Source organism: Halomonas sp. BM-2019 (assembly GCF_017584085.1).
Map to the genome: position 1 here is coordinate 2,747,274 of NZ_CP071922.1, position 19,309 is coordinate 2,766,582.

A 19,309-nucleotide genomic window follows, 5' to 3' on the forward strand; every position below is an offset into this window, starting at 1 on the left:
CATGAAGGCCACCCTCACAGACAGGGTGGCAGGGCCACCAGGGGCAGCCCCACGAAGGCCACGCCCACCGCCGAGAAGAGGTGCAGCCCGGCCCCCACCAGGGCGACAAAGCGCGCCGGCCCGATGCTTTCGCGGCCGGCGACCAGGCCCCGCCAGGCCAGCCAGGCGAGTAGCGCCAGGGTGGGCAGGGTGAGCAGGGCGAGCCCGCCATTGATGCCGGTGAGCGCCCCCTGCCCCGGGGCCGGCGGCGCCACGGCGCAGGCCACCGAGAGGCCGGCGTAGATCGCCACGAACCACAGGCTCCAGAGGGTCAGCCCCAGCACCAGCTGGGCGGGATGGCTCGGCGCCAGCCAGCGACGCAGTGCGTCCATGCCCCACCCCGGATTCATGCCCCACCTCCGGTCAGCCGCGGCAGCAGTGCCATGGCCGCCACCAGGATCCAGTAGACGCCCAGCTGGTAGCGCCACAGCAGCGCCACCACGCCGGGCTCGAAGGGCAGCCGGGCGCCGACCAGGCCGAGCCCGGCGCGCCAGGCCTGAAGCGCGGCCAGGATGGCGGCCAGGCCGCCGTGGCCCAGCAGGTAGAGGCCCCCCACCAGCAGGATGGCATCGTGGGCGGTGGCGGTGGGGGCCAGCCCCGCGGCCCAGAGCGCCGCGACCAGCAGCGCCACGTGCAGCCCGCCGAGGGCGGCGATGCCCGCCAGGGCCAGGGTAAGCCCCGCCTCGCGCCGCCGCCTCAGCGCCGCGACACGCCGCTCCAGCCACAGGCCGCCCAGGGTCAGGGCGGCCCCGGAGGCCAGCAGCAGCGGCAGCGAAAGCGGCGACCGGTCGGGCATTCGCCACTCGGGCGAGACCGTCCAGAGGTAGAACCAGCCGAACAGCAGGGCGAGGAAGAAGGCGCCATCGGCGAGCAGCGACACCCCCATGGTCCAGCGCCCGGGGCCATCGTCGCTGCGCGAGTGCAGCGGCGGGTCCTCGGGCTCGTCCTGGCGCAGGGGCGCGGCCCGGGCATGGCCGCCGTTCTCCCAGGACCAGCGCAGCAGCAGCACGGCAGCCCCCGCCATGCCCACCAGTGCCAGGGAATAGACGCGCACCAGCAGGCCCACGCAGACCAGCGCCAGGCAGAGGGCGGCATAGAGCGGCAGCAGGCTGTTGCCGGGCAGGTGGATCACCTCGCGCACCCGGCCGGTGAGGGCCTCGCCGCCGATCAGCTCGCGGCGGCCGTGGGCGGCACCGGGCCGCACGTGCTCGCCGCGGGCGATCTCGTCGCCCAGGGTGGGGCTCACCCACAGCGGATGGCGGCTCTCCACCCGGGGCAGGCTCGCGAAGTTGTAGTTGGTCGGCGGCATCGCCAGGCTCCACTCCAGGGTGTCCGCCCCCCAGGGGTTGCGCGGGGCGGTGCGCCCGTAGCGGCCGTGGAGCACCAGGTCGAGGAGCACCGCGGCGATGCCCGCGGCCATCATGAAGCCCCCCACCGAGGAGATCAGGTTGTAGAGGTCCCAGCCCATGGCGGCGTCGTAGGTGTAGACGCGCCGCGGCATGCCCAGCAGCCCCGTCCAGTGCATGATCAGGAAGGTGAGGTTGAAGCCCAGGAAGGTGAGCCAGAAGCCCAGCCGGCCGAGGCGCTCCGAGGGCATGCGCCCGGTAACCAGCGGCAGCCAGTAGTAGGCCCCGGCCACCAGCGGGAAGAACATGCCGCCCACCAGCACATAGTGCAGGTGGGCCACCACGAAGTGGGTGTCGTGGACCTGCCAGTTGAAGGGCACCAGCGCCAGCATCACCCCGGTGAGCCCGCCGCAGACGAAGATCACCAGGAAGCCGGTGACCCACAGCATCGGCAGGGTCATGCGCGGCCGCCCCAGCCACAGCGTCGCCAGCCAGGCGAACACCTGGATGGCGGAGGGCACCGCCACCAGCATGCTGGCCGCCGAGAAGAAGGCCAGCGCCAGCTGGGGAATGCCCACGGTGAACATATGGTGGACCCAGAGCCCGAAGCTGATGAAGCCGGTCATGACGATGGCCGCCACCACCCAGCCGTAGCCGACGATGGGCCGCCCGGCGAACACCGGGATCAGGGTCGAGACGATGCCCGCCGCCGGGAGGAAGATGATGTAGACCTCCGGGTGGCCGAAGAGCCAGAAGAGGTGCTGCCAGAGGATGGGGTCGCCGCCGCCGGCCACCTCGAAGAAGGGCAGCCCGGCGGCGCGCTCCAGCTCCAGCAGCACGCTGCCCAGGATCAGCGGCGGAAAGCCCACCACGATCATCAGCGCCATGGCCAGGATGTACCAGGCGAACAGCGGCATGCGGTGCAGCGCCATGCCCGGCGCCCGGGTGCGCAGGATCGAGACGGTGAGCTCCACCCCGGCGGCCAGCGCCGAGATCTCCACGAAGGTGACGCCCAGCAGCCAGAAGTCGGAGCCCGGGCCGGGGGAGAACTCGCTGCTGCTCAGCGGGGTGTACATGAACCAGCCGCTTTCCGGGGCCATCTCCAGCAGCAGGCTGGAGAAGAGGATGATCCCGCCGAACAGGTAGCACCAGTAGCCGAAGGCGGTGAGCCGCGGGCAGGCCAGGTCCCGGGCGCCGATCATCTTGGGGATCAGGTAGATCGCCAGCCCCTCCAGCATGGGAATGGCGAACAGGAACATCATCACCGTGCCGTGCATGGTCATGACCTGGGCGTAGAGCTCCGGCGACAGGAAGGCCTGGTCGGGCATCGCCAGCTGGGTGCGGATCAGCATCGCCAGCACCCCGCCGAGCAGGAAGAAGACCAGGCCCGTGACCATGAAGCGCAGCCCCAGGATGCTGTGGTTAACCACGCTGAGCCGCCCGCGCCAGCCGGGGGGGTTGCCCCAGACCGCCTCGAGTTCCTGGTGCAGGCGCTCGGCCTCCGGGGTGGGTCGCATCGTCTCGCTCATGGGCGCAGGGTCTCCAGCCAGGCGCCCAGGGCGTCGAGCGCCTCGGGCTCGAGGTGGTCGTGGGCAGGCATGCGGTTGCCGGGCTTCAGGCGCTGGTGCTCGGCGAGCCAGCGGGCGATGGCGCCCTCCTCCATGGCCAGGGTGCCGGCCCCCAGGGTGGCGCGGGCGCCGAGATCGGAGAGATCGGGCCCTCGGTCGCCGTCGGAGAGCCCCGCCACCCGGTGGCACTCGGCGCAGTGCTCGGCGAAGGTGGCCCGGGCCGGGGCGTGGCCGTCGTCCGGGTCGTCCGGCGCGGGCTCGGCGTCCCGACGTGCCGCCAGCCAGGCGTCGAATTCCTCCGGGGGTACGGCCTCCAGGTGAAGGTGCATATGGGCGTGCTGCACGCCGCAATACTCGGCGCACTGGGCGCCGAACACCCCGGGGGCGTCGGCCTCGAGGCGGATGCGATTGACCCGCCCCGGGATCATGTCGATCTTGCCGCCCAGGCGCGGCACCCAGAAGGCGTGGATGACGTCGGCGCCGGTGACGTGGAAGTCCACCGGCTCGCCGGCGGGCATCACCAGGTGGTTGGCGGTCACCACCTCGCCGGCCTCGTTCGGGTAGCGCACCTCCCACCACCACTGGTGGCCGGTGACCTCGATCACCCGCGGCGGCTCGCCGTCGGGCAGCGGCAGGGGCAGCAGGCGATGCCCGGCGGGCACCCCGAAGGCCAGCAGCACCAGGACGCTTACCCCCGGCAGCAGGATGCCGCCGCCGAGGATCCAGCGCAGCCCCAGGCGGCGCGCCGCCTCGGAATCGTACTCCTGGCCGGGGCCAGCCGTCTGGTCGGTGCCGCCCCGGCGCCGGAAGGCGGCCAGCCACAGCGCCACCACCGCCAGGAACACCAGGGTGAAGCCGATCAGCATGCCCCACCAGAGCCAGGCTACGTCCCGGGCCGCCGGCCCCGCCGGGTCGAGGATGGAGTGGCTGCCGCTGCAGCCGGCCAGGCCAGTGACCAGCCCCGTGAGCAGCAGGGTTGGCGGCTTCGGATTGACCCGCCGCCCGCGGCGGCCTTCACTGTTGCTGACAGCCTCCATGACACCACCGACTGGGACGCCGCCATGCGCCGCACGCCACAGCACTCCATCCACAGCCGCGCCGCCATCGCCGGCCACCCGCTGCACCCGGTGATGATCCACTTCCCGGTGGCCGCCCTGCTGGGGCTTCTGGCCAGCGACCTGGGCTATCTCTACACCGGGGACCCCTTCTGGGCCCGGGCCTCGCTGTGGCTGGCCGGGGTGGGCGCCTTCGGCGGCTGGCTGGCCAGCTTGGCCGGGCTCGTCGACCTGGTGACGGTGCGGGACGTGCGCCGCCTGGTCACCGCCTGGAGCCACGCCATGGTGGCGGTGGTGATGCTCTCGCTGGCCTCGCTCAACTGGCTGTGGCGCTTCCTCGGCGAGGCCCTGCTGCCCTGGGGCCTGGTGCTCAGCCTGGCCACCGCGGCGCTGATCGCCCTGGCCGGCTTTCTCGGCGGGCAGCTGGTCTACGAGCATGCGGTGGGCGTGCATCTCGACGACTGACGGCTGACGTTGCGGCATTCCCTCTACCTCCCCGAGCCTCAGAGTTCCGGCTTGGCCAGCACCAGGCCGACCACCGCCAGCATGGCGAGCCCCGCCACACCGCCCGCCAGCACCGACCCGGCGACCACCCAACGGGGCTGGTCATGCTCCAGGCGCAGCAGCAGCCAGCCGCACAGCCCGTGGGCCAGCACCATGGCGCTCACCCCCAGCAGCTTGAGCACTAGCCAGGGGCCGGCGAGGCCCTGGAGCAGGAACAGCAGGGAGCCGGAGGCGATGGTGAGCAGCGCGGCGGGACTCGCCAGGCTGTTGTAGACGAGGCGCGGCAGCGACGGCGCGCCGGGGGAAAAGCCCAGCTCCACCCGCTCCGGCCGGGCCAGCTGGCACAGCAGGACCGGCAGGTAGAGCAACAGCCCGCACCAGCTCACCAGGGTGACGATATGCAGGAACTTGATCCAGTGCATGGGCATCCTTGCGGCGGCGCCGGCTCCTGGCCGGCAACACCCTCACCCTAGTCCAGCTCCCCGAGGGCTACCAAGGCCGCCCTCAACGGGGCGCGGCACAGCCGCCCTCCCACAGCGCGAATCAGGGTCTGTCCCCGATTGCCCTCAGCCGTAGAGACCCTGGCTTCTCAGGTAGTCATCGTAGCTGCCGCTGAAGTCGGTGATGCCGTCCTCGCCCATGTCGAGGATGCGGGTGGCCAGGGAGGCGACGAACTCGCGGTCGTGGCTGACGAAGATCAGGGTGCCCGGGTAGTGCTCGAGGGCCAGGTTGAGCGCCTCGATGGACTCCATGTCCAGGTGGTTGGTGGGCTCGTCCATCAGCAGCACGTTGGGGCGGGTCAGCGTCAGCTTACCGAACAGCATGCGCCCCTGCTCGCCCCCGGAGATCACCTTCACCGACTTGCCGATGTCGTCGCTTGCGAAGAGCATGCGCCCCAGCGCCCCGCGGATCACCTGCTCGCCGCCGTCGGTCCACTGGGCCATCCACTCGAACAGGGTGGCGTCGTTGGCGAAGTCGTCGGCGTGGTCCTGGGCGAAGTGGCCGAGATCGGCGCTGTCGGTCCACTTCACGCTGCCGGAGAGCGGCGTAAGCTCGCCTGCCAGGGTGCGCAGCAGGGTGGTCTTGCCGATGCCGTTGGGGCCGATGATGGCGATGCGCTCGCCGGCCTCCACGGTCATGCCGAAGCCCTCGACCAGCGGCGGCTCGCCCGGATAGGCCTGGGTCAGCCCCTCCACGTTGACCGCGTTGCGGTGGATCTTGCGCGCCTGCTCGAAGCGGATGAAGGGGCTGACCCGGCTCGAGGGCTTGATCTCCTCGAGCTTGATCTTGTCGATCTGGCGCGCCCGGGAGGTGGCCTGCTTGGCCTTGGAGGCGTTGGCGGAGAAGCGGCTGACGAAGGCCTGCAGGTCGGCGATCTGCGCCTTCTTCTTGGCGTTGTCGGCGTGCTGGCGCTCCCGGGCGGCGGTGGCCGCGGTCATGTAGTCGTCGTAGTTGCCCGGGAACAGCTTGATCTCGCCATAGTCCAGGTCCGCCATATGGGTGCAGACGCTGTTGAGGAAGTGGCGGTCGTGGGAAATGATGATCATGGTGCTGTTGCGCGCCCTGAGCACCCCCTCCAGCCAGCGGATGGTGTTGATGTCCAGGTGGTTGGTGGGCTCGTCGAGCAGCAGCACGTCGGGGTCGGCGAACAGCGCCTGGGCGAGCAGCACGCGCAGCTTCCAGCCCGGGGCCACCTCGCTCATGGGACCCGAGTGCTGTTCGATGGGGATGCCGAGCCCCAGCAGCAGCTCGCCGGCCCGGGCCTCGGCGGTGTAGCCGTCGAGCTCGGCGAAGCGCACCTCCAGGTCGGCCACCGCCATGCCGTCCGCCTCGCTCATCTCGGGCAGCGAGTAGATGCGCTCGCGCTCCGCCGCCACCCGGGCCAGCTCGGCGTTGCCCATGATCACGGTGTCGATGACCCGCTCGTCCTCGTAGGCGAACTGGTCCTGGCGCAGCTTGCCGAGCCGGGCACCGGACTCGACCATCACCTGGCCCGCGGAGGGCTCGAGGTCGCCGCCGAGGATCTTCATGAAGGTGGACTTGCCGCAGCCGTTGGCGCCGATCAGGCCGTAGCGGTGGCCGTTGCCGAACTTGATGGAGACGTTCTCGAACAGGGGCTTGGCCCCGAACTGCATGGTGATGTTGGCGGTAGCGATCAAGGAGAGGGTCCGGTCGGTGCATGGAAGGGGCGCGATTGTACCGGTTATGGGCGCTGTTCACATCGCCCCCGTGAGCCGGGGCGCCTATCGGCGCCTTCGCGCGGTTTGCTGTGGGAGGCCGGGTCCCCCGGGCGAATGGAGGCCGAAGGACTCCCTGGCGGCGGGGACAACCGACAGCAACACCGCCGGGGCGCCTATCGGCGCCTTCGCGCGGCAAAGCCGCCCTCCCACAAGAAACCCTTGGCCCCACCGAAACCCTTGGCGGGCACAGCCCCTGGAAACGCGCGGCCCCGGCGGATGCTCCGCCGGGGCCGCGCGTCACTGCGCGTGGGATACCCTCAGTCGTGGCGATCGACGTTGAAGATGCTCTGCAGCTTCCTCTTCTTGCCGTAGATATGCACCGTGGTGTCGTCGAAGGGGAAGCGCTCCAGGTAGGGGCTGTCGGCGTTGAAGCGCGGCTTGTGGGCGTTGATCATCGCCGCCGCCAGGCGCTCGCGGTTGGCGCTGCCGCTCAGGCCCACCGCGTACCAGACCTCCTCGTCCGACTTGGGGAAGGCCAGCCACTTCTCGCGGTGGTCGTCATGCTGCAGGCCATAGCGCGCGCTTCTGTGCTCGCCCACGTAGAGCAGCTCCTGGACGTCCATCTCCTCGGTCTCGGGGTCCCTGGCAGCGCGGAAGACCGCGTAGATGCCGGATTCGTCCGGCACCTCCTTGAGGTTCATCTCGGTCCAGTAGCCCAACATCTTGGGGGACAGGATCAGTTCACTCATGGTGGCCTCCTCAGTAGTCCTCGAGCCGCTGGATATCGCGGGCGATGCGCCGCACCTCGGCTTCATGACCCGCCGCCAGGGCCTCGAAGAAGCCCCGCTCCTCGCTGCCGCCGGCCAGTTCGGCCCGGTGAATATAGAGGTCCTGCAGGGTGCGATGGGCGGTGAGCGCCGTGGCCAGGACGTTCTGCACGCTATCGCACGCCAGGCCGTCGGGCAGGCGCTCGAGTACCGGCGGATGGGGGAAGTCGGCCGGGTCGTCGAACCAGGTCTCCAGCACCTGGCTGTGGTCGCTGCCGTCGTCCAGATAGCCGGAGAGGTCGTTCTCCTGCTTACGCTCGCGCTCGGCCAGGTACTCCAGGGCCATGCGCACCCGCTCGCCCACATCGCCGCCGCCGGCCAGGGCGGTGTACTGCTCGGCAAGCCGTCGATGGTAGCCGGCCGCCCAATCGACCAGCTCCTTAACCTGATGGAATCGCATGGCGCTCTCTCCTCGTCGTGGTGGTGTGCGAAATCGTCGTCCGCGGACACCGTGCCGCATGGCTCCTGACCTTATCCTAGCCAAGGGGGAGAGAGGCTGCTTGACGTGCATCAACGACAGGTGATGAAAGGCGCCGCTAGCGCAGCAGGGAGGCCTCGACGGGCACGAAGTCGCTGGCCGCGCGGCCTGCTCGACTCACCACTCCTGGCTGGTTTCGCGCAGGGCGGCGATCTCGGCCTTGGCTTCCTGGAGGCAGCGGTGCAGCTCCTCCCCCAGGGCGGCGGCGCTGCCCACGGCGATCAGCCCCCGGGCGGCGCCACTGGTACGACGTGCGGCGCCGTCGCTGCCGTGCAGTGCCTCGAGCCTGGCGATCAGCCAGGCGAGCCAGCTGCCGGGCTGGGCGGCCAGCTCGCGCAGGCGGTGCAGCTCGGCGATGCCGGCCCCCTCGGGGCCGAGCAGCTCGCGCCAGGCGTGGTGCGCCAGGTGGGCGTGCTCGGTGACCTCGCGCAGCAGCGACTGAAGCGCCAGCTCGGTCAGCGCCAGGGCCCCCTCCTCCGCCGCCATGCGCCGCGCCTCGGCGTGCTCGTCGTCGCCGGCAGGCGTGGCCAGCAGCAGTTCGGCCTGGTAGAGCAGCTGGTTGGTACGGGCTCGCGGGGTCACTTGCGCTTGTCCTCCACCTGCCAGCGGCTGCCGTCGAAGGTGGCCCTCCAGCCGGTGGCCTTGCCCGCCTCGTCGGTCATCACGAACTGCTCCTTGGCCTTGCGCGAGTAGCGGATCTGGGCCGGGCGACCGTCCGGGTCCTCGCTGGGGGCGTCGAGCAGGTAGCGGTACTTCTCGGGGAGCTCCTCGGCGTGGGCCTTGAGCTCACTCACCAGCGGCGGACGGGTCTCGCGGTTCCTGGGGAACTTGCTCGCCGCCAGGAACAGGCCGCTGGCGCCGTCGCGCAGCACATAGTGGTCGTCGACCTTCTGGCACTCGAGCTCCGGCATGGGGATCGGGTCCATCTTGGGCGGCGCCACCTCGCCGCTCTTGAGCAGCTTGCGGGTGTTCTTGCACTCGCTGTTGGTGCAGCCGAAGTACTTGCCGAAGCGGCCGGACTTGAGCTGCATCTCCGAGCCGCACTTGTCGCACTCGATGGTGGGGCCGTCGTAGCCCTTGATGCGGAAGCGGCCCTGCTCCACCTCGTGGCCGTCGCAGTCCGGGCTGTTGCCGCAGATGTGCAGCTTGCGGGTCTCGTCGATCAGGTAGCTGTCCATGGCGGTGCCACACTTGGGGCAGCGATGCTTGGCGCGCAGCGCATCGGTCTCGGCCTCCTCGTCGGCATCGGCGGCCACCGCCTCCTCGCCGGGGAGCAGGTCGATGGTGGTCTTGCAGCGCTCCTTGGGCGGCAGGTTGTAGCCGGAGCAGCCCAGGAAGACCCCGGTGGAGGCGGTGCGGATCTGCATCTTGCGCCCGCAGGAGGGGCAGTCGATGCCGGTGGGCACCGGCTGGTTGGGGCGCATGCCCGCCTCGCTCTCGGCCGCCTCCAGCTCCTTCTTGAACTCGGCGTAGAAGGCGTCGAGCAGCGCGCGCCAGTTGCGCTCGCCCTCGGCCACGTCGTCGAGGCTGTCCTCCATGCGCGCCGTGAAGGAGTAGTCCATCAGGTCGGGGAAGGACTCCTTGAGCCGCTCGGTGACGATATCGCCGAGCTTCTCGGCGTAGAAGCGCCGGTTCTCCAGCTTGACGTAGCCGCGATCCTGGATGGTGGAGATGATCGCCGCGTAGGTGGAGGGCCGGCCGATGCCGCGCTTCTCCAGCTCCTTGACCAGGCTCGCCTCGGTGTAGCGCGCCGGCGGCTTGGTGAAGTGCTGGCGGGGGTCCAGGGCCTCGAGGGTCATGGGCGTGCCCTCGGCCAGGTCCGGCAGCGACTGGTCCTCGCTCTTGCCCATGGGCTTCATCACCCGGGTGTAGCCGTCGAACTTGAGCACGCGGCCCTTGGCCTTGAGCTCATAGCCCTCGGCCTCCACGGTGAGGGTGGAGGCGAGATACTCGGCCGGGGTCATCTGGCAGGCAACGAACTGGCGCCAGATCAGCTCGTAGAGCCGTTCTGCGTCGCGCTCCATGCCGGCCAGGTCGGTGGCGCGGCGGCCGACCTCGGAGGGACGGATCGCCTCGTGGGCCTCCTGAGCGCCCTCCTTGCTGGAATAGCGGTTGGGGGCCTCGGGCAGGTAGCGGTTGCCATACTCGCTGCCGATGAACTCCCGTGCGCTCTCCACCGCATCCGTCGACAGGTTGGTGGAGTCGGTCCGCATGTAGGTGATGTAGCCCGCCTCGTAGAGGCGCTGGGCCAGCATCATGGTCTTCTTCACCGAGAAACCCAGCCGGCCGCTGGCGGCCTGCTGCAGGGTCGAGGTGATGAAGGGTGCATTGGGCTTCGACCGCGTGGGCTTGTCTTCCCGGGCGGTGATCGAAAGGCTCGCCTGGCGCAGCGCGGCGATGCGCGCCAGGGTCTCGGCCTCGGAGGTCGGGCGGAAGGCCTTGCCGTCCTGGCGCGTCAGTTCGAAGCGCACCGGCTCGCCGTCCTTCGAGACCAGGTCGGCGTGGACGTCCCAGAACTCCTCGGGCACGAAGGCCCGGATCTCCCGCTCGCGCTCGACGATCAGGCGCATGGCCACGGATTGCACCCGCCCCGCCGAGAGGCCCCGGGCGACCTTGGCCCACAGCAGCGGCGAGAGCATGAAGCCGACGACCCGATCCAGGAAGCGCCGTGCCTGCTGGGCCTCGACCCGCGGGATGTTCAGGGTGCCGGGATCCTGGAACGCCTCCTTGATGGCGTTCTTGGTGATCTCGTTGAAGACCACCCGCTTGTAGCGGGCCTCGTTGCCGCCGATGGTCTCGCGCAGGTGCCAGGCGATGGCTTCCCCCTCGCGGTCGAGGTCGGTGGCGAGGTAGACGGTGTCGGCCTTCTCGGCGAACTTCTTGAGCTCGGCTACCACCTTCTCCTTGCCGGGCAGGATCTCGTAGCTGGCCGTCCAGCCATTCTCGGGGTCGATGCCCATGCGGCGGATCAGCTGCTCCTGGGCCTTGCGGCGCTTGTACTCTGCCTTCTCATCCGGCGACATCTTGCGGGTGGCCGCCGCCTGCCGCGCACGCTCCTTGGGGTCCGAGGCCGCCTTGCCCGAGCCGCTGGTCGGCAGGTCGCGAATATGACCCACGCTCGACTTCACGATGAAGTCGCTGCCGAGATACTTGTTGATCGTCTTGGCCTTGGCCGGTGACTCAACGATGACCAGTGACTTGCCCATAGTGCTCCACTGAAAAAAGGTACTCGGCGCGGAGCCCGCTCCACGCCTGAGGATGCCATACCGCCCTGACCCGGCGGCGAAAAATGCGCCTACCCTACCCCAGTGCCGAGCATCGCGCCAGTCGCGGCCGAGGCGGAACGCCTACTGACCCTAGACCGCACTCTCCCACCAGGGCAAGCCTGCCGTAACATGACAGCGCCCCCGCCACCGGGGTGGCAGGGGCGCTGCAAGGGGCGGCGAGGCGCGGGGTCAGCGCTTGCGGCCACCGTCGGTCGGCTTGCGACGCGGGGCGGATGCCCGACGAGTCGGCTTGGCCTTGGCTGGCTTGGCCTCCGCTTCGGCGGCTTCGGCCGGCTTGGCTTCGGCCGGCTCGGTTTTGGCTTCGACCGGCTTGGCTTCGACCGGCTTGGCTTCGACCGGCTTGGCTTCGACCGGCTTGGCTTCGACCGGCTTGGCTGCGACCGGCTCGGCTTCGGCCTGCTCGGCTTCGACCGACTTGGCTGCGACCGGCTTGGCTGCGACCGGCTTGGCTTCGGCCTGCTCGGTTTTGGCTTCGACCGGCTTGGCTTCAGCCTGCTCGGTTTTGGCTTCGACCGGCTTGGCTTCGACCGGCTTGGCTTCGACCGGCTTGGCCTCGACCGGCTTGGCTTCGGCGGGCTTGGCCTCGGCCGGCTCGGTATTGGCTGCGACCGGCTTGGCCTCGTCAGCCTCTGCTTCGGCAGGCTCGGCGTTATCGATCACGGCGTCACTCTTGGCGTAGTCGGCCCTGACTTCGGCGACCTGGAGCTCCGGCGTCGCCGCAGCCGGCTCGGCGGCGGCGGATGACTGCTCCTCCATCAGCTCTTCGACACCGTTGGAGGCGAGCGACTGGGCGCGTGCCTGGCTGGCCACCCACGCCTCTGCCTCGGCGCGCGACTGGGCCTCGACGAAGGGGGCCCGGTCGATGGCCTGCTCGAAGAGCCCGCGCACGCGCGCCAGCCGCTCGGCCGAGTGCTCGGAGAGCTCGCCGCTGGCCGCCAGCACGTGCTCGATATGGCCGAGGTGCTCGGCGATCTGCTCGGCGGACTGGCCCTTGAGCAGCGAGGGCAGCGCCTCGATGGCCGCCTCCCGGTCCAGCTGAAGAATGAAGAACTGGTCGCGCATCAGGCGCTTGAAGTCAGCCAGGGAGAGCTCCGACTCCAGCTCGGCGTGGGTGGCCCGCAGGCGCTTGAAGTTGCGCTCGTCGGTGGAGGGCGCGCCGCCCAGCACGAAGATCAGCGCCCGGATCACCGCCTCGTGGCTGCCGCCCTCGGCGATGTGCTCGCGCAGTTCGGTCTGGCGGCGGGCAACGAAGCGACGATGCTCGGGCTCGGACCCCGGGCGACGCCGATGCACGTGGGCGTCGCCGCCCAGGCCCACCAGCGACTGCAGCAGCAGCTGGCCGTAGAGGTCCAGGAACAGCCGCTCGGTGGTGCCGTCGCGCAGGTCGCGCCAGGCGTCGAGGCTGCCGGCGATCTGCGCCGAGGCGATCGATTCCAGCACGCGGAACAGGTTGTCCTCGTCCACCGGGTGGCGCTCGGCGCGGATGCGCTCGGCCAGCACCGGGATCGCGGTCATCAGCGGATTGCGGTCGGAGAGCAGGCGGTAGCCCAGGCGGCTGGGATGCATGCGCCGCAGCCATCGCGCCGACTGCGGGGTGGCCAGGGCACGTATCCAGGGTTGGACGAAGAGCCGGTAGAGGCCGAGATTGATCTCGGAGATCCGCGCCACGGTGGCGAAGCGGGTATCGTCCTCGGGGCTGTGCTTCACCACCTGGTCGAGCTCCTCGATGGTGCGCTGCTGGAACTCCAGCAGGTAGTCGCGCTCGATCAGCTCGGCATCGTCGCGCTGGGCCGCCTCGGTGACCGTGGTCTCGTAGAGGCCCGGCGGCAGCACGTCGATATAGTCCATGTTGGCGGTGAACTCGGCGTGTTCCCTGCGGGACACGCTGCCGGAGACGAAGATCCCCAGGTGGCCGGTGCTGTCGTGGACGCAGTAGACGATGGTCTGCTCGCTGGCGATGACGTCCTCCACGCCCTCGTAGAGGTCGCGCACCCAGCCCAGCGCCTGAGGCGGCGGCGTGATGTCGTCACCCTGCGAGCAGAACACCACCACCGGCGAACGCAGGTTGCGCAGGTCGATGCGACGCCCGTCGGAGGTCACCAGCTGGGCGGTGGAGAGGCGGTTGCCGACGAACAGGTTGTCGACGATGTACTGGATCTCCTCGCCACCCAGCACCACGTGGCCGCCCCACCAGCGCTCGAACTCCAGGTAGCGGCTGGCCTCGGTGTCGATATTGGCGTAGAGCCGATACTGCTTGGTCCAGAAGGTGTTGGCCGGGTTCAGGTTCTCGAAGTTCTGCACCAACCAGGCGCCGTCGAACTGGCCGTCGCCCAGGTCGCTGAGCAGTGCGGTCGTCCAGCTGCCGCCGGTCATGCCGCCGGTATAGCGCATGGGCGCGCCGCCGCGCTCGCCGGCCCAGTAGGAGAGCGGCGAGCCGGCAATCAGGATGGGACCAAACAGGTCGGGCTCGAGCGACGCCGCCATCATGATCTGCCAGCCCGCCTGGCAGTTGCCCACCACCATGGGCTTCTCGTCGGCGCGCTCGCAGTGGCGCTCATTGACGTGGCGCAGGAAGGCGATCTCCGCCTCCACCACGTCCTCCACGGTCTGGCCGTGCTCCGGGTAGGGCAGGAAACCGATGAAATAGCAGGGGTGCCCGGCGCGCAGCGCCACGCCGATCTCGCTGTCGGGCTTGAAGCCGCCGATGCCCGGGCCGTGGCCGGCGCGCGGGTCGACCACCACGAAGGGGCGCATCTGCGGATCGGTGGGATAGCCCCGGGGCGGCAGGACTCGCAGCAGCTCGTAGTTGACCGGCCGTGCCAGGTCGCGACCGTCGATCAGCACCTCGGCCTCGAAGCCCAGCACGCTGGGCTTGGTCTTCTCGATGTGCTCGAGGTACTGGTTGCCCCGCAGGCGCATGACGTCCAAGAAGAGTACGCCTCGCTCGAAGGCATCCAGCCAGTAGCGACCGGCCGCGCGTCCGAATCCTAAGGGATCCATCAACGCTAGCGCGGCGTCCGGGGGAGTCGGCACAGGAAGGTTCATTGCGAGCTCCTGGTATTGCGGGTCAGGGGAAGGGGGTTATTACGCGGCGAAACCGCGGACACTTGCTGCACTGCAATATAACGTAAATTCGACGATACCGCGAATGAAGCCTAGACGACTGGAGGCTACTCGGCGGCCAGGCCGGCCATCAACGCCGCGGCTGGCTCCCAGCCGGTTGGTCAGCACCGCCAGCTCGACCCGGCGCCCCGGCACCCGGTCGTCCGTCAACGGCACCCCGTGCCGGGGGCGCGTGACGATGGCCCCGGCGGTACGGGCGGTGCTAGCATGAGCCCAGACAGGCAAGAGGCCGGCGCCGCCCATCCGCCAAACGATCATGACCACTCCCAGGCTGCTCAACAAGCTGACGTTTCGTCAGCTTCAGGTGTTCCAGGCGGTCCACGACCTGCACTCCTACTCGCGGGCGGCGGAGCGACTGGGCCTGACCCAGCCGGCGGTCAGCGCCCAGATCCGCCAGCTCGAGCTGGCCCTCGGCCAGCCGCTCTTCAAGTATGCCGGCAAGACCCTTCATGTGCTGCCCGCGGCGGATGCCCTGGCCGCCTCGGTGGGCGCCATCTTCGGCCAGGTCTCGCGACTGCAGATGGCGCTGTCGGACATGTCGGGCACCCTGCAAGGCGAACTCGACCTGGCCGCCGTCTCCACCGCCCAGTACGTGGTTCCTCACCTGCTCGCCCGCTTCCGGGCCCACCACCCCAACGTTCAGGTATGCCTCAAGGTGTGCAATCGCAGCCAGGCCCTGGAGCGCCTGGCCGAACGGCGCGACGACCTGGTGATCATGGCGCGGGTGCCCGAGGACCGCGACCTGGTGCTGATGCCGATCCTCGACAACGAGATGGTGCCGCTGGTGTGGCCCGGTCACCCGCTGTGCCGGGCCGCCGCCCCCACCCTGGAGGACTTTGCCCGCCACTATGTGCTGATGCGCGAGCCGGGTTCCGGGGTCCGCAGCGCCTTCGAGGAGCTGGCCGCCGAGCAGGGCGTGCCCCTGGCCCACCGCATCGAACTGGGCACCAACGAAGCGATCAAGCAGGGCATCATGGCCCAGCTGGGCGTGGCCGTGCTGCCCCGCCTGGCGGTGCGCCTGGAGCTGGAGGCGGGACTGCTCGAGGCGCTCGAGCTGCCCGGCTTCCCCCTGCGCCACTCCTGGTGCGCCGTCTATCCCCGGGAACGCTTCCCGACGCCGGTCACCGAGCTGTTCCTGCGCTTCGTCCGCGAACACCTGGCGGAGTTCCACGCCCACTTCAACGCCCCACCCCGCCCGCTCCCCGATCACGGGGTCGTCTGCCTGCCGCTCGGCTCTTGATGAGCCAGGTCATGGCCGACGGCATCAGGCCCCGATCCGCGATGCCCCGACGACTCGACTATGGTAGATTGTCGGGCTGACAACCAGTAACCATCAGCGTACCCAGCGGGCCCTGCCGGACGCCCTTCGGCAGCGGACAGACCCCGGGCAGACGCCGAGCGAAGGGGCTTCCACCCTATGAGCGACAAGACCTCGAAACACGTCCCCAGCGGCGAGAAGTTCCGCACCCAGCATGGCTTCGCGGCCATCAAGGATGGCATCAAGCAGCGCCCCGGCCAGGAGGAGGGCGCCGGCGTCAGCGGGCGCAAGCCGAAGTGGCTGCGCGCCCAGATTCCCGGCGGCGAGCGTTTCGAGGCGGTGAAGCGCAACGTCAGCGAGCATCGCCTGAGCACCGTGTGCGCCGAGTCCCACTGCCCCAACATGGGCGAGTGCTGGAGCAACGGCACCGCCACCATCATGCTGATGGGCTCGGTGTGCACCCGCGCCTGCCGCTTCTGTGCCGTGGACACCGGCAACCCGGGCGGCTGGCTGGACGCCGAGGAGCCGACCAACACCGCCCGTTCCGTGGAGCTGATGGGCCTGCGCTACGTGGTGCTCACCTCGGTGGACCGCGACGACCTGGACGATGGCGGCGCCGCCCACTACGCGGCCTGTATCCGCGCCATCAAGGAGAACACGCCCGAGGTGGTGGTGGAAGCGCTGACCCCTGACTTCGACGGTGTGCCAGAGGCCATCGAGCAGGTGGTCGACTCCGGCCTCGAGGTGTTCGCCCAGAACGTCGAGACCGTGGAGCGCCTGACCCGCCGGGTGCGCGACCCCCGTGCCGGCTACCGCAAGACCCTCGACGTGCTGGCCCACGCCAAGCGCCACAACCCCGCGGTGCTCACCAAGACCAGCCTGATGCTGGGCCTGGGCGAGAACGACGAGGAGATCCTGGCCACCTTCGACGACCTGCGCCAGATCGGCGTGGATATCGTCACCCTGGGCCAGTACCTGCGCCCGACCCGCAACCACCTGCCGGTGGAGCGCTGGGTCTCCCCCGAGGAGTTCGAGCGCTATCGCCGTATCGGCCTGGAGAAGGGCTTCATGGAGGTGGCGGCGGGCCCGCTGGTGCGCTCCAGCTACCGCGCCGACCGGGTCTTCGAGAAGAACAACCTGGGCCTCGCCGCCCCCGCCGAGGTGCCGGGGCAGGCGCCCGACCCCAACCGCATCGACGCGGTCAACGTAGGATAGCGCCCAGCTGCAAGCGCCTTGCGCCTAGCGCCTAGCGCCTAGCGCCTAGCGCCTAGCAGAATGGTGCCACTGCCGAGTGTGACGTCAATGAAGAAACCCCGCCAGGTATCTCTCCGGGCGGGGTTTTTCGTTTTCTTCCTCGCCACCTGCCGCCCGTCAGTGAGCTGCTGGGCGCTAGGCGCTAGGCGCTAGGCGCTTGCAGCTAGGCGCTGCCCGAAGGGCTGGCGCTGTCCAGCTCCCGCCCCAGTTCCCGCGCCAGGCACTCGGCCAGGCGTTCACCGACTTTCCCCACCCCCGGCGCCTCGCCGCCGCGGCAGTCGTCGATCAGGTCCACCAGGCGCACCATCGGCATGCCGGCATAGCCGCAGGGGTTGATGCGCGAAAAGGGCGAGAGATCGCCGTCGACGTTGAGGGCCACCCCGTGGAAGCTGCCGCCGCGGCGGATGCGCAGCCCCAGGGAGGCGATCTTGGCCTCCCCCGCCGCGGTCTCCACGTAGACCCCCGGCGCATCGGGGCGCGCCCGCGCCGCGATACCATAGTCCGCCAGCAAGGCGATCACGGCGTTCTCCAGGCCCGTCACCAGGTCGCGCACGCCCAGGCGGGCACGGCGCACGTCGATCAGCGGATAGAGCACCACCTGGCCGGGGCCGTGATAGGTCACCTGGCCGCCGCGGTCGGTCTGCACCACCGGGATATCCCCGGGCATCAGCAGGTGTTCGGGCTTGCCGGCCTGTCCCTGGGTGAAGACCGGGTCGTGCTCCACCAGCCAGAACTGGTCCGGGGTCTCGGCATCGCGGCGGTCGGTAAGGTCACGCATGGCCTGCCACACCGGCTCGTAGGGCCGCCGTCCCAGGCGATGGAGCACAATGGGCGGCAGCGTGGCCGGCACAGCTGGACACACTGCCATTACACCACCATATGGACGCGGCCGGTGGCCTTGAGGTCGACGAAGAGCGCCTGCAGCTGGGCCTCCCCGGTGGCGCGTATGGTCAGGCGCACCGACTGGAAGCGCCCGTTGCGGCTCTCCACCACCTCCAGCCGGGCGGCGTCGAAGTCCGGGTCGTGGCGGCTCACCACCTGGCACACCACGGCGGCGAAGTCCTCGGCGGCGTCCCCCACCACCTTGATCGGATAGCGGCAGGGAAAGGTGATCTTGGGCGGCTCGCCGGCAGCCGGCCGGCGCAGGTCGCGCAGGGACTTGTTGGTCATGGGAATTCCAGCGGCTTGCGAGTATGGGGCCATTCTACGCCTGCCCGCGCCTAGCGGCCAGGCTGCCAGCGCCTAGCGGCAAGGCTGCAAGGGGCAAGGGGCAAGGGTTCCTTGCTCCTGGTTCCTTGCCCCTTGGAACTGGCCGAAGGCCTACCCGAACCAGCCGCCGACCAGATTGGCGAAGAAGCGTCGCACCTGGTCGAGCAGCCGCTTGACCAGGCCGCCCTCCTCCACCGACTCCAGGGCCACCAGGGGCTGCTCGCCGACCACCTCCTCGCCGAGGCGCACCTCGAGGGTGCCGACCCGGCGGCCGGCCTCGATGGGGGCGGCCAGGTCGCCCTGCAGGTCCAGGCGCGCGGAGAGCTCCTCGTTGCGCGCCCGCGGCACGGTCATCACCACGTCGCGATTCACGCCCACTCGCAGCTCGTTGCGGTCACCGCCCCAGACCCGCGGGGTATTGAGCACCGTGCCCTGGTCGTAGAGCTTGAGGGTCTCGAAGTAGCGGAAGCTGAGCAGCTTCTGGGTCTCCTGGGCACGGGACTCCTCGGAGTTGGTGCCCATCACCACCGAGATCAGGCGCATGTTGTCGCGCTTGGCAGAGGCCACCAGGCCGTAGCCCGCCTCGGTGGTCCAGCCGGTCTTCAGGCCATCCACCGTGGGGTCGCGCCACAGCAGGCGATTGCGGTTGGGCTGACGAATATCGTTGTAGGTGAAGTAGCGCTCGGCGTAGACCGCGTAGTGCTCCGGATAGTCGTTGATGATGTACTGGGAAAGCAGCGCCATGTCGCGGGCGGACGAATACTGCTCGGGATGCGGCAGGCCCGTGGCGTTGGTGAAGTTGGTGTTGTGCAGCCCCAGGCGGGTGGCGTGCTGATTCATCAGGTCGGCGAAGGGCGCCTCGCCGCCGGCCAGGTGCTCGGCCACCGCCACGCTGGCGTCATTGCCCGAGGAGATGATGATGCCGTAGAGCAGGTCGCGGACCGACACCTGGGTGTCCACCTCGATGAACATCTTGGAGCCCCCGGTGCGCCAGGCGTTCTCGCTGACCCGCACCATGTCGTCCATGGCGATATTGCCGCGGTCCAGCTCGCGCTCCACCAGGTAGGCGGTCATCAGCTTGGTCAGGCTCGCCGGCGGCAGGCGCTCGTCGGCGTTGTGCTCCACCAACACCCGACCGCTGTCGGCATCCATCAGGAACCAGGACTTGGCGGCCAGCTGGG

General features: G+C 69.7%; 15 protein-coding genes and 1 pseudogene. 3 read left to right on the plus strand and 13 right to left on the minus strand.

Translation table 11 applies throughout. The annotated features are described in order from the left end of the window. Positions 1–14 precede the first annotated feature (14 nt). The 3 genes from J5F18_RS13715 to coxB are packed head-to-tail and all read right to left on the minus strand — an operon-like array spanning position 15 to position 3,990. Positions 15–371, minus strand: a complete 357-nt coding sequence (locus J5F18_RS13715) for a hypothetical protein (RefSeq protein ID WP_346299162.1) — start codon at positions 369–371, stop codon at positions 15–17. A gap of 14 nt (positions 372–385) precedes the next feature. Continuing rightward, positions 386–2,914 (minus strand): cytochrome c oxidase subunit I, encoded by a 2,529-nt coding sequence (gene ctaD, locus J5F18_RS13720; RefSeq protein WP_346299163.1) that lies wholly within the window; start codon positions 2,912–2,914, stop codon positions 386–388. Next, positions 2,911–3,990 carry a cytochrome c oxidase subunit II gene (gene coxB, locus J5F18_RS13725; protein WP_346299164.1) on the minus strand — a complete coding sequence of 360 codons (1,080 nt, stop codon included), beginning with the start codon at positions 3,988–3,990 and terminating at the stop codon, positions 2,911–2,913. The genes ctaD and coxB overlap by 4 nt, the downstream gene beginning before the upstream one ends. 24 nt (positions 3,991–4,014) lie before the next feature. Here coxB and J5F18_RS13730 point away from each other — a divergent pair, with 24 nt between their 5' ends. Continuing rightward, on the plus strand, positions 4,015–4,473 hold the full coding sequence (locus J5F18_RS13730) for a DUF2231 domain-containing protein (RefSeq protein ID WP_346299165.1): 459 nt from the start codon (positions 4,015–4,017) through the stop codon (positions 4,471–4,473). A 38-nt stretch (positions 4,474–4,511) separates the two neighbouring features. On the opposite strand, the gene J5F18_RS13735 is transcribed toward J5F18_RS13730, so the two are convergent. The 7 genes and pseudogenes from J5F18_RS13735 to J5F18_RS13765 all read right to left on the minus strand — a co-directional run. Then, entirely contained in the window at positions 4,512–4,934 is a 423-nt protein-coding gene (locus tag J5F18_RS13735) for a CopD family protein (protein ID WP_346299166.1), read from the minus strand. 144 nt (positions 4,935–5,078) lie between these two features. Further along, a complete protein-coding gene (locus J5F18_RS13740) occupies positions 5,079–6,671 on the minus strand; it encodes an ABC-F family ATPase (RefSeq protein WP_346299167.1) in 1,593 nt (530 codons plus the stop codon). A gap of 338 nt (positions 6,672–7,009) precedes the next feature. Next, positions 7,010–7,441, minus strand: coding sequence for a hypothetical protein (locus J5F18_RS13745; RefSeq protein ID WP_346299168.1), 432 nt, complete (start codon positions 7,439–7,441; stop codon positions 7,010–7,012). Positions 7,442–7,451: 10 nt separating this feature from the next. Then, on the minus strand, positions 7,452–7,919 hold the full coding sequence (locus tag J5F18_RS13750) for a 2-hydroxyacyl-CoA dehydratase (protein ID WP_346299169.1): 468 nt from the start codon (positions 7,917–7,919) through the stop codon (positions 7,452–7,454). 195 nt (positions 7,920–8,114) lie between these two features. After that, entirely contained in the window at positions 8,115–8,579 is a 465-nt protein-coding gene (locus J5F18_RS13755) for a DUF6586 family protein (protein ID WP_346299170.1), read from the minus strand. Then, complete coding sequence (gene topA, locus J5F18_RS13760) at positions 8,576–11,203, minus strand: type I DNA topoisomerase (protein WP_346299171.1); 2,628 nt, start codon at positions 11,201–11,203, stop codon at positions 8,576–8,578. Before topA ends, J5F18_RS13755 begins: the two co-directional genes overlap by 4 nt. A 951-nt stretch (positions 11,204–12,154) precedes the next feature. Further along, a pseudogene (locus J5F18_RS13765) lies at positions 12,155–14,329 on the minus strand (DUF3141 domain-containing protein); the annotation flags it as partial. Between the two features lie 334 nt (positions 14,330–14,663). On the opposite strand from J5F18_RS13765, the gene J5F18_RS13770 reads away from it, so the two are divergent. After that, complete coding sequence (locus J5F18_RS13770; RefSeq protein ID WP_346299172.1) at positions 14,664–15,647, plus strand: LysR family transcriptional regulator; 984 nt, start codon at positions 14,664–14,666, stop codon at positions 15,645–15,647. Positions 15,648–15,824: 177 nt separating this feature from the next. Further along, positions 15,825–16,880, plus strand: a complete 1,056-nt coding sequence (gene lipA / locus J5F18_RS13775) for a lipoyl synthase (protein ID WP_346299173.1) — start codon at positions 15,825–15,827, stop codon at positions 16,878–16,880. 202 nt (positions 16,881–17,082) lie between these two features. On the opposite strand, the gene lipB is transcribed toward lipA, so the two are convergent. The 3 genes from lipB to J5F18_RS13790 form a co-directional block, all read right to left on the minus strand. Next, complete coding sequence (gene lipB, locus J5F18_RS13780; RefSeq protein ID WP_346299174.1) at positions 17,083–17,787, minus strand: lipoyl(octanoyl) transferase LipB; 705 nt, start codon at positions 17,785–17,787, stop codon at positions 17,083–17,085. Then, complete coding sequence (locus tag J5F18_RS13785) at positions 17,787–18,089, minus strand: DUF493 domain-containing protein (protein ID WP_346299175.1); 303 nt, start codon at positions 18,087–18,089, stop codon at positions 17,787–17,789. The genes lipB and J5F18_RS13785 overlap by 1 nt, the downstream gene beginning before the upstream one ends. A gap of 150 nt (positions 18,090–18,239) precedes the next feature. Beyond that, positions 18,240–19,309: D-alanyl-D-alanine carboxypeptidase family protein (locus J5F18_RS13790; protein ID WP_346299176.1), on the minus strand; the 1,070-nt coding region annotated here is incomplete at its 5' end.

Coding starts and splice junctions, on each gene's coding strand:
- J5F18_RS13715 (WP_346299162.1), bottom strand. CDS start 371: ATGGACGCACTGCGTCGCTGGCTGGCGCCGAGCCATCCCGCCCAGCTG.
- ctaD (WP_346299163.1), bottom strand. CDS start 2,914: ATGAGCGAGACGATGCGACCCACCCCGGAGGCCGAGCGCCTGCACCAG.
- coxB (WP_346299164.1), bottom strand. CDS start 3,990: ATGGAGGCTGTCAGCAACAGTGAAGGCCGCCGCGGGCGGCGGGTCAAT.
- J5F18_RS13730 (WP_346299165.1), top strand. CDS start 4,015: ATGCGCCGCACGCCACAGCACTCCATCCACAGCCGCGCCGCCATCGCC.
- J5F18_RS13735 (WP_346299166.1), bottom strand. CDS start 4,934: ATGCACTGGATCAAGTTCCTGCATATCGTCACCCTGGTGAGCTGGTGC.
- J5F18_RS13745 (WP_346299168.1), bottom strand. CDS start 7,441: ATGAGTGAACTGATCCTGTCCCCCAAGATGTTGGGCTACTGGACCGAG.
- J5F18_RS13750 (WP_346299169.1), bottom strand. CDS start 7,919: ATGCGATTCCATCAGGTTAAGGAGCTGGTCGATTGGGCGGCCGGCTAC.
- topA (WP_346299171.1), bottom strand. CDS start 11,203: ATGGGCAAGTCACTGGTCATCGTTGAGTCACCGGCCAAGGCCAAGACG.
- J5F18_RS13770 (WP_346299172.1), top strand. CDS start 14,664: ATGACCACTCCCAGGCTGCTCAACAAGCTGACGTTTCGTCAGCTTCAG.
- lipA (WP_346299173.1), top strand. CDS start 15,825: ATGAGCGACAAGACCTCGAAACACGTCCCCAGCGGCGAGAAGTTCCGC.
- lipB (WP_346299174.1), bottom strand. CDS start 17,787: ATGGCAGTGTGTCCAGCTGTGCCGGCCACGCTGCCGCCCATTGTGCTC.
- J5F18_RS13785 (WP_346299175.1), bottom strand. CDS start 18,089: ATGACCAACAAGTCCCTGCGCGACCTGCGCCGGCCGGCTGCCGGCGAG.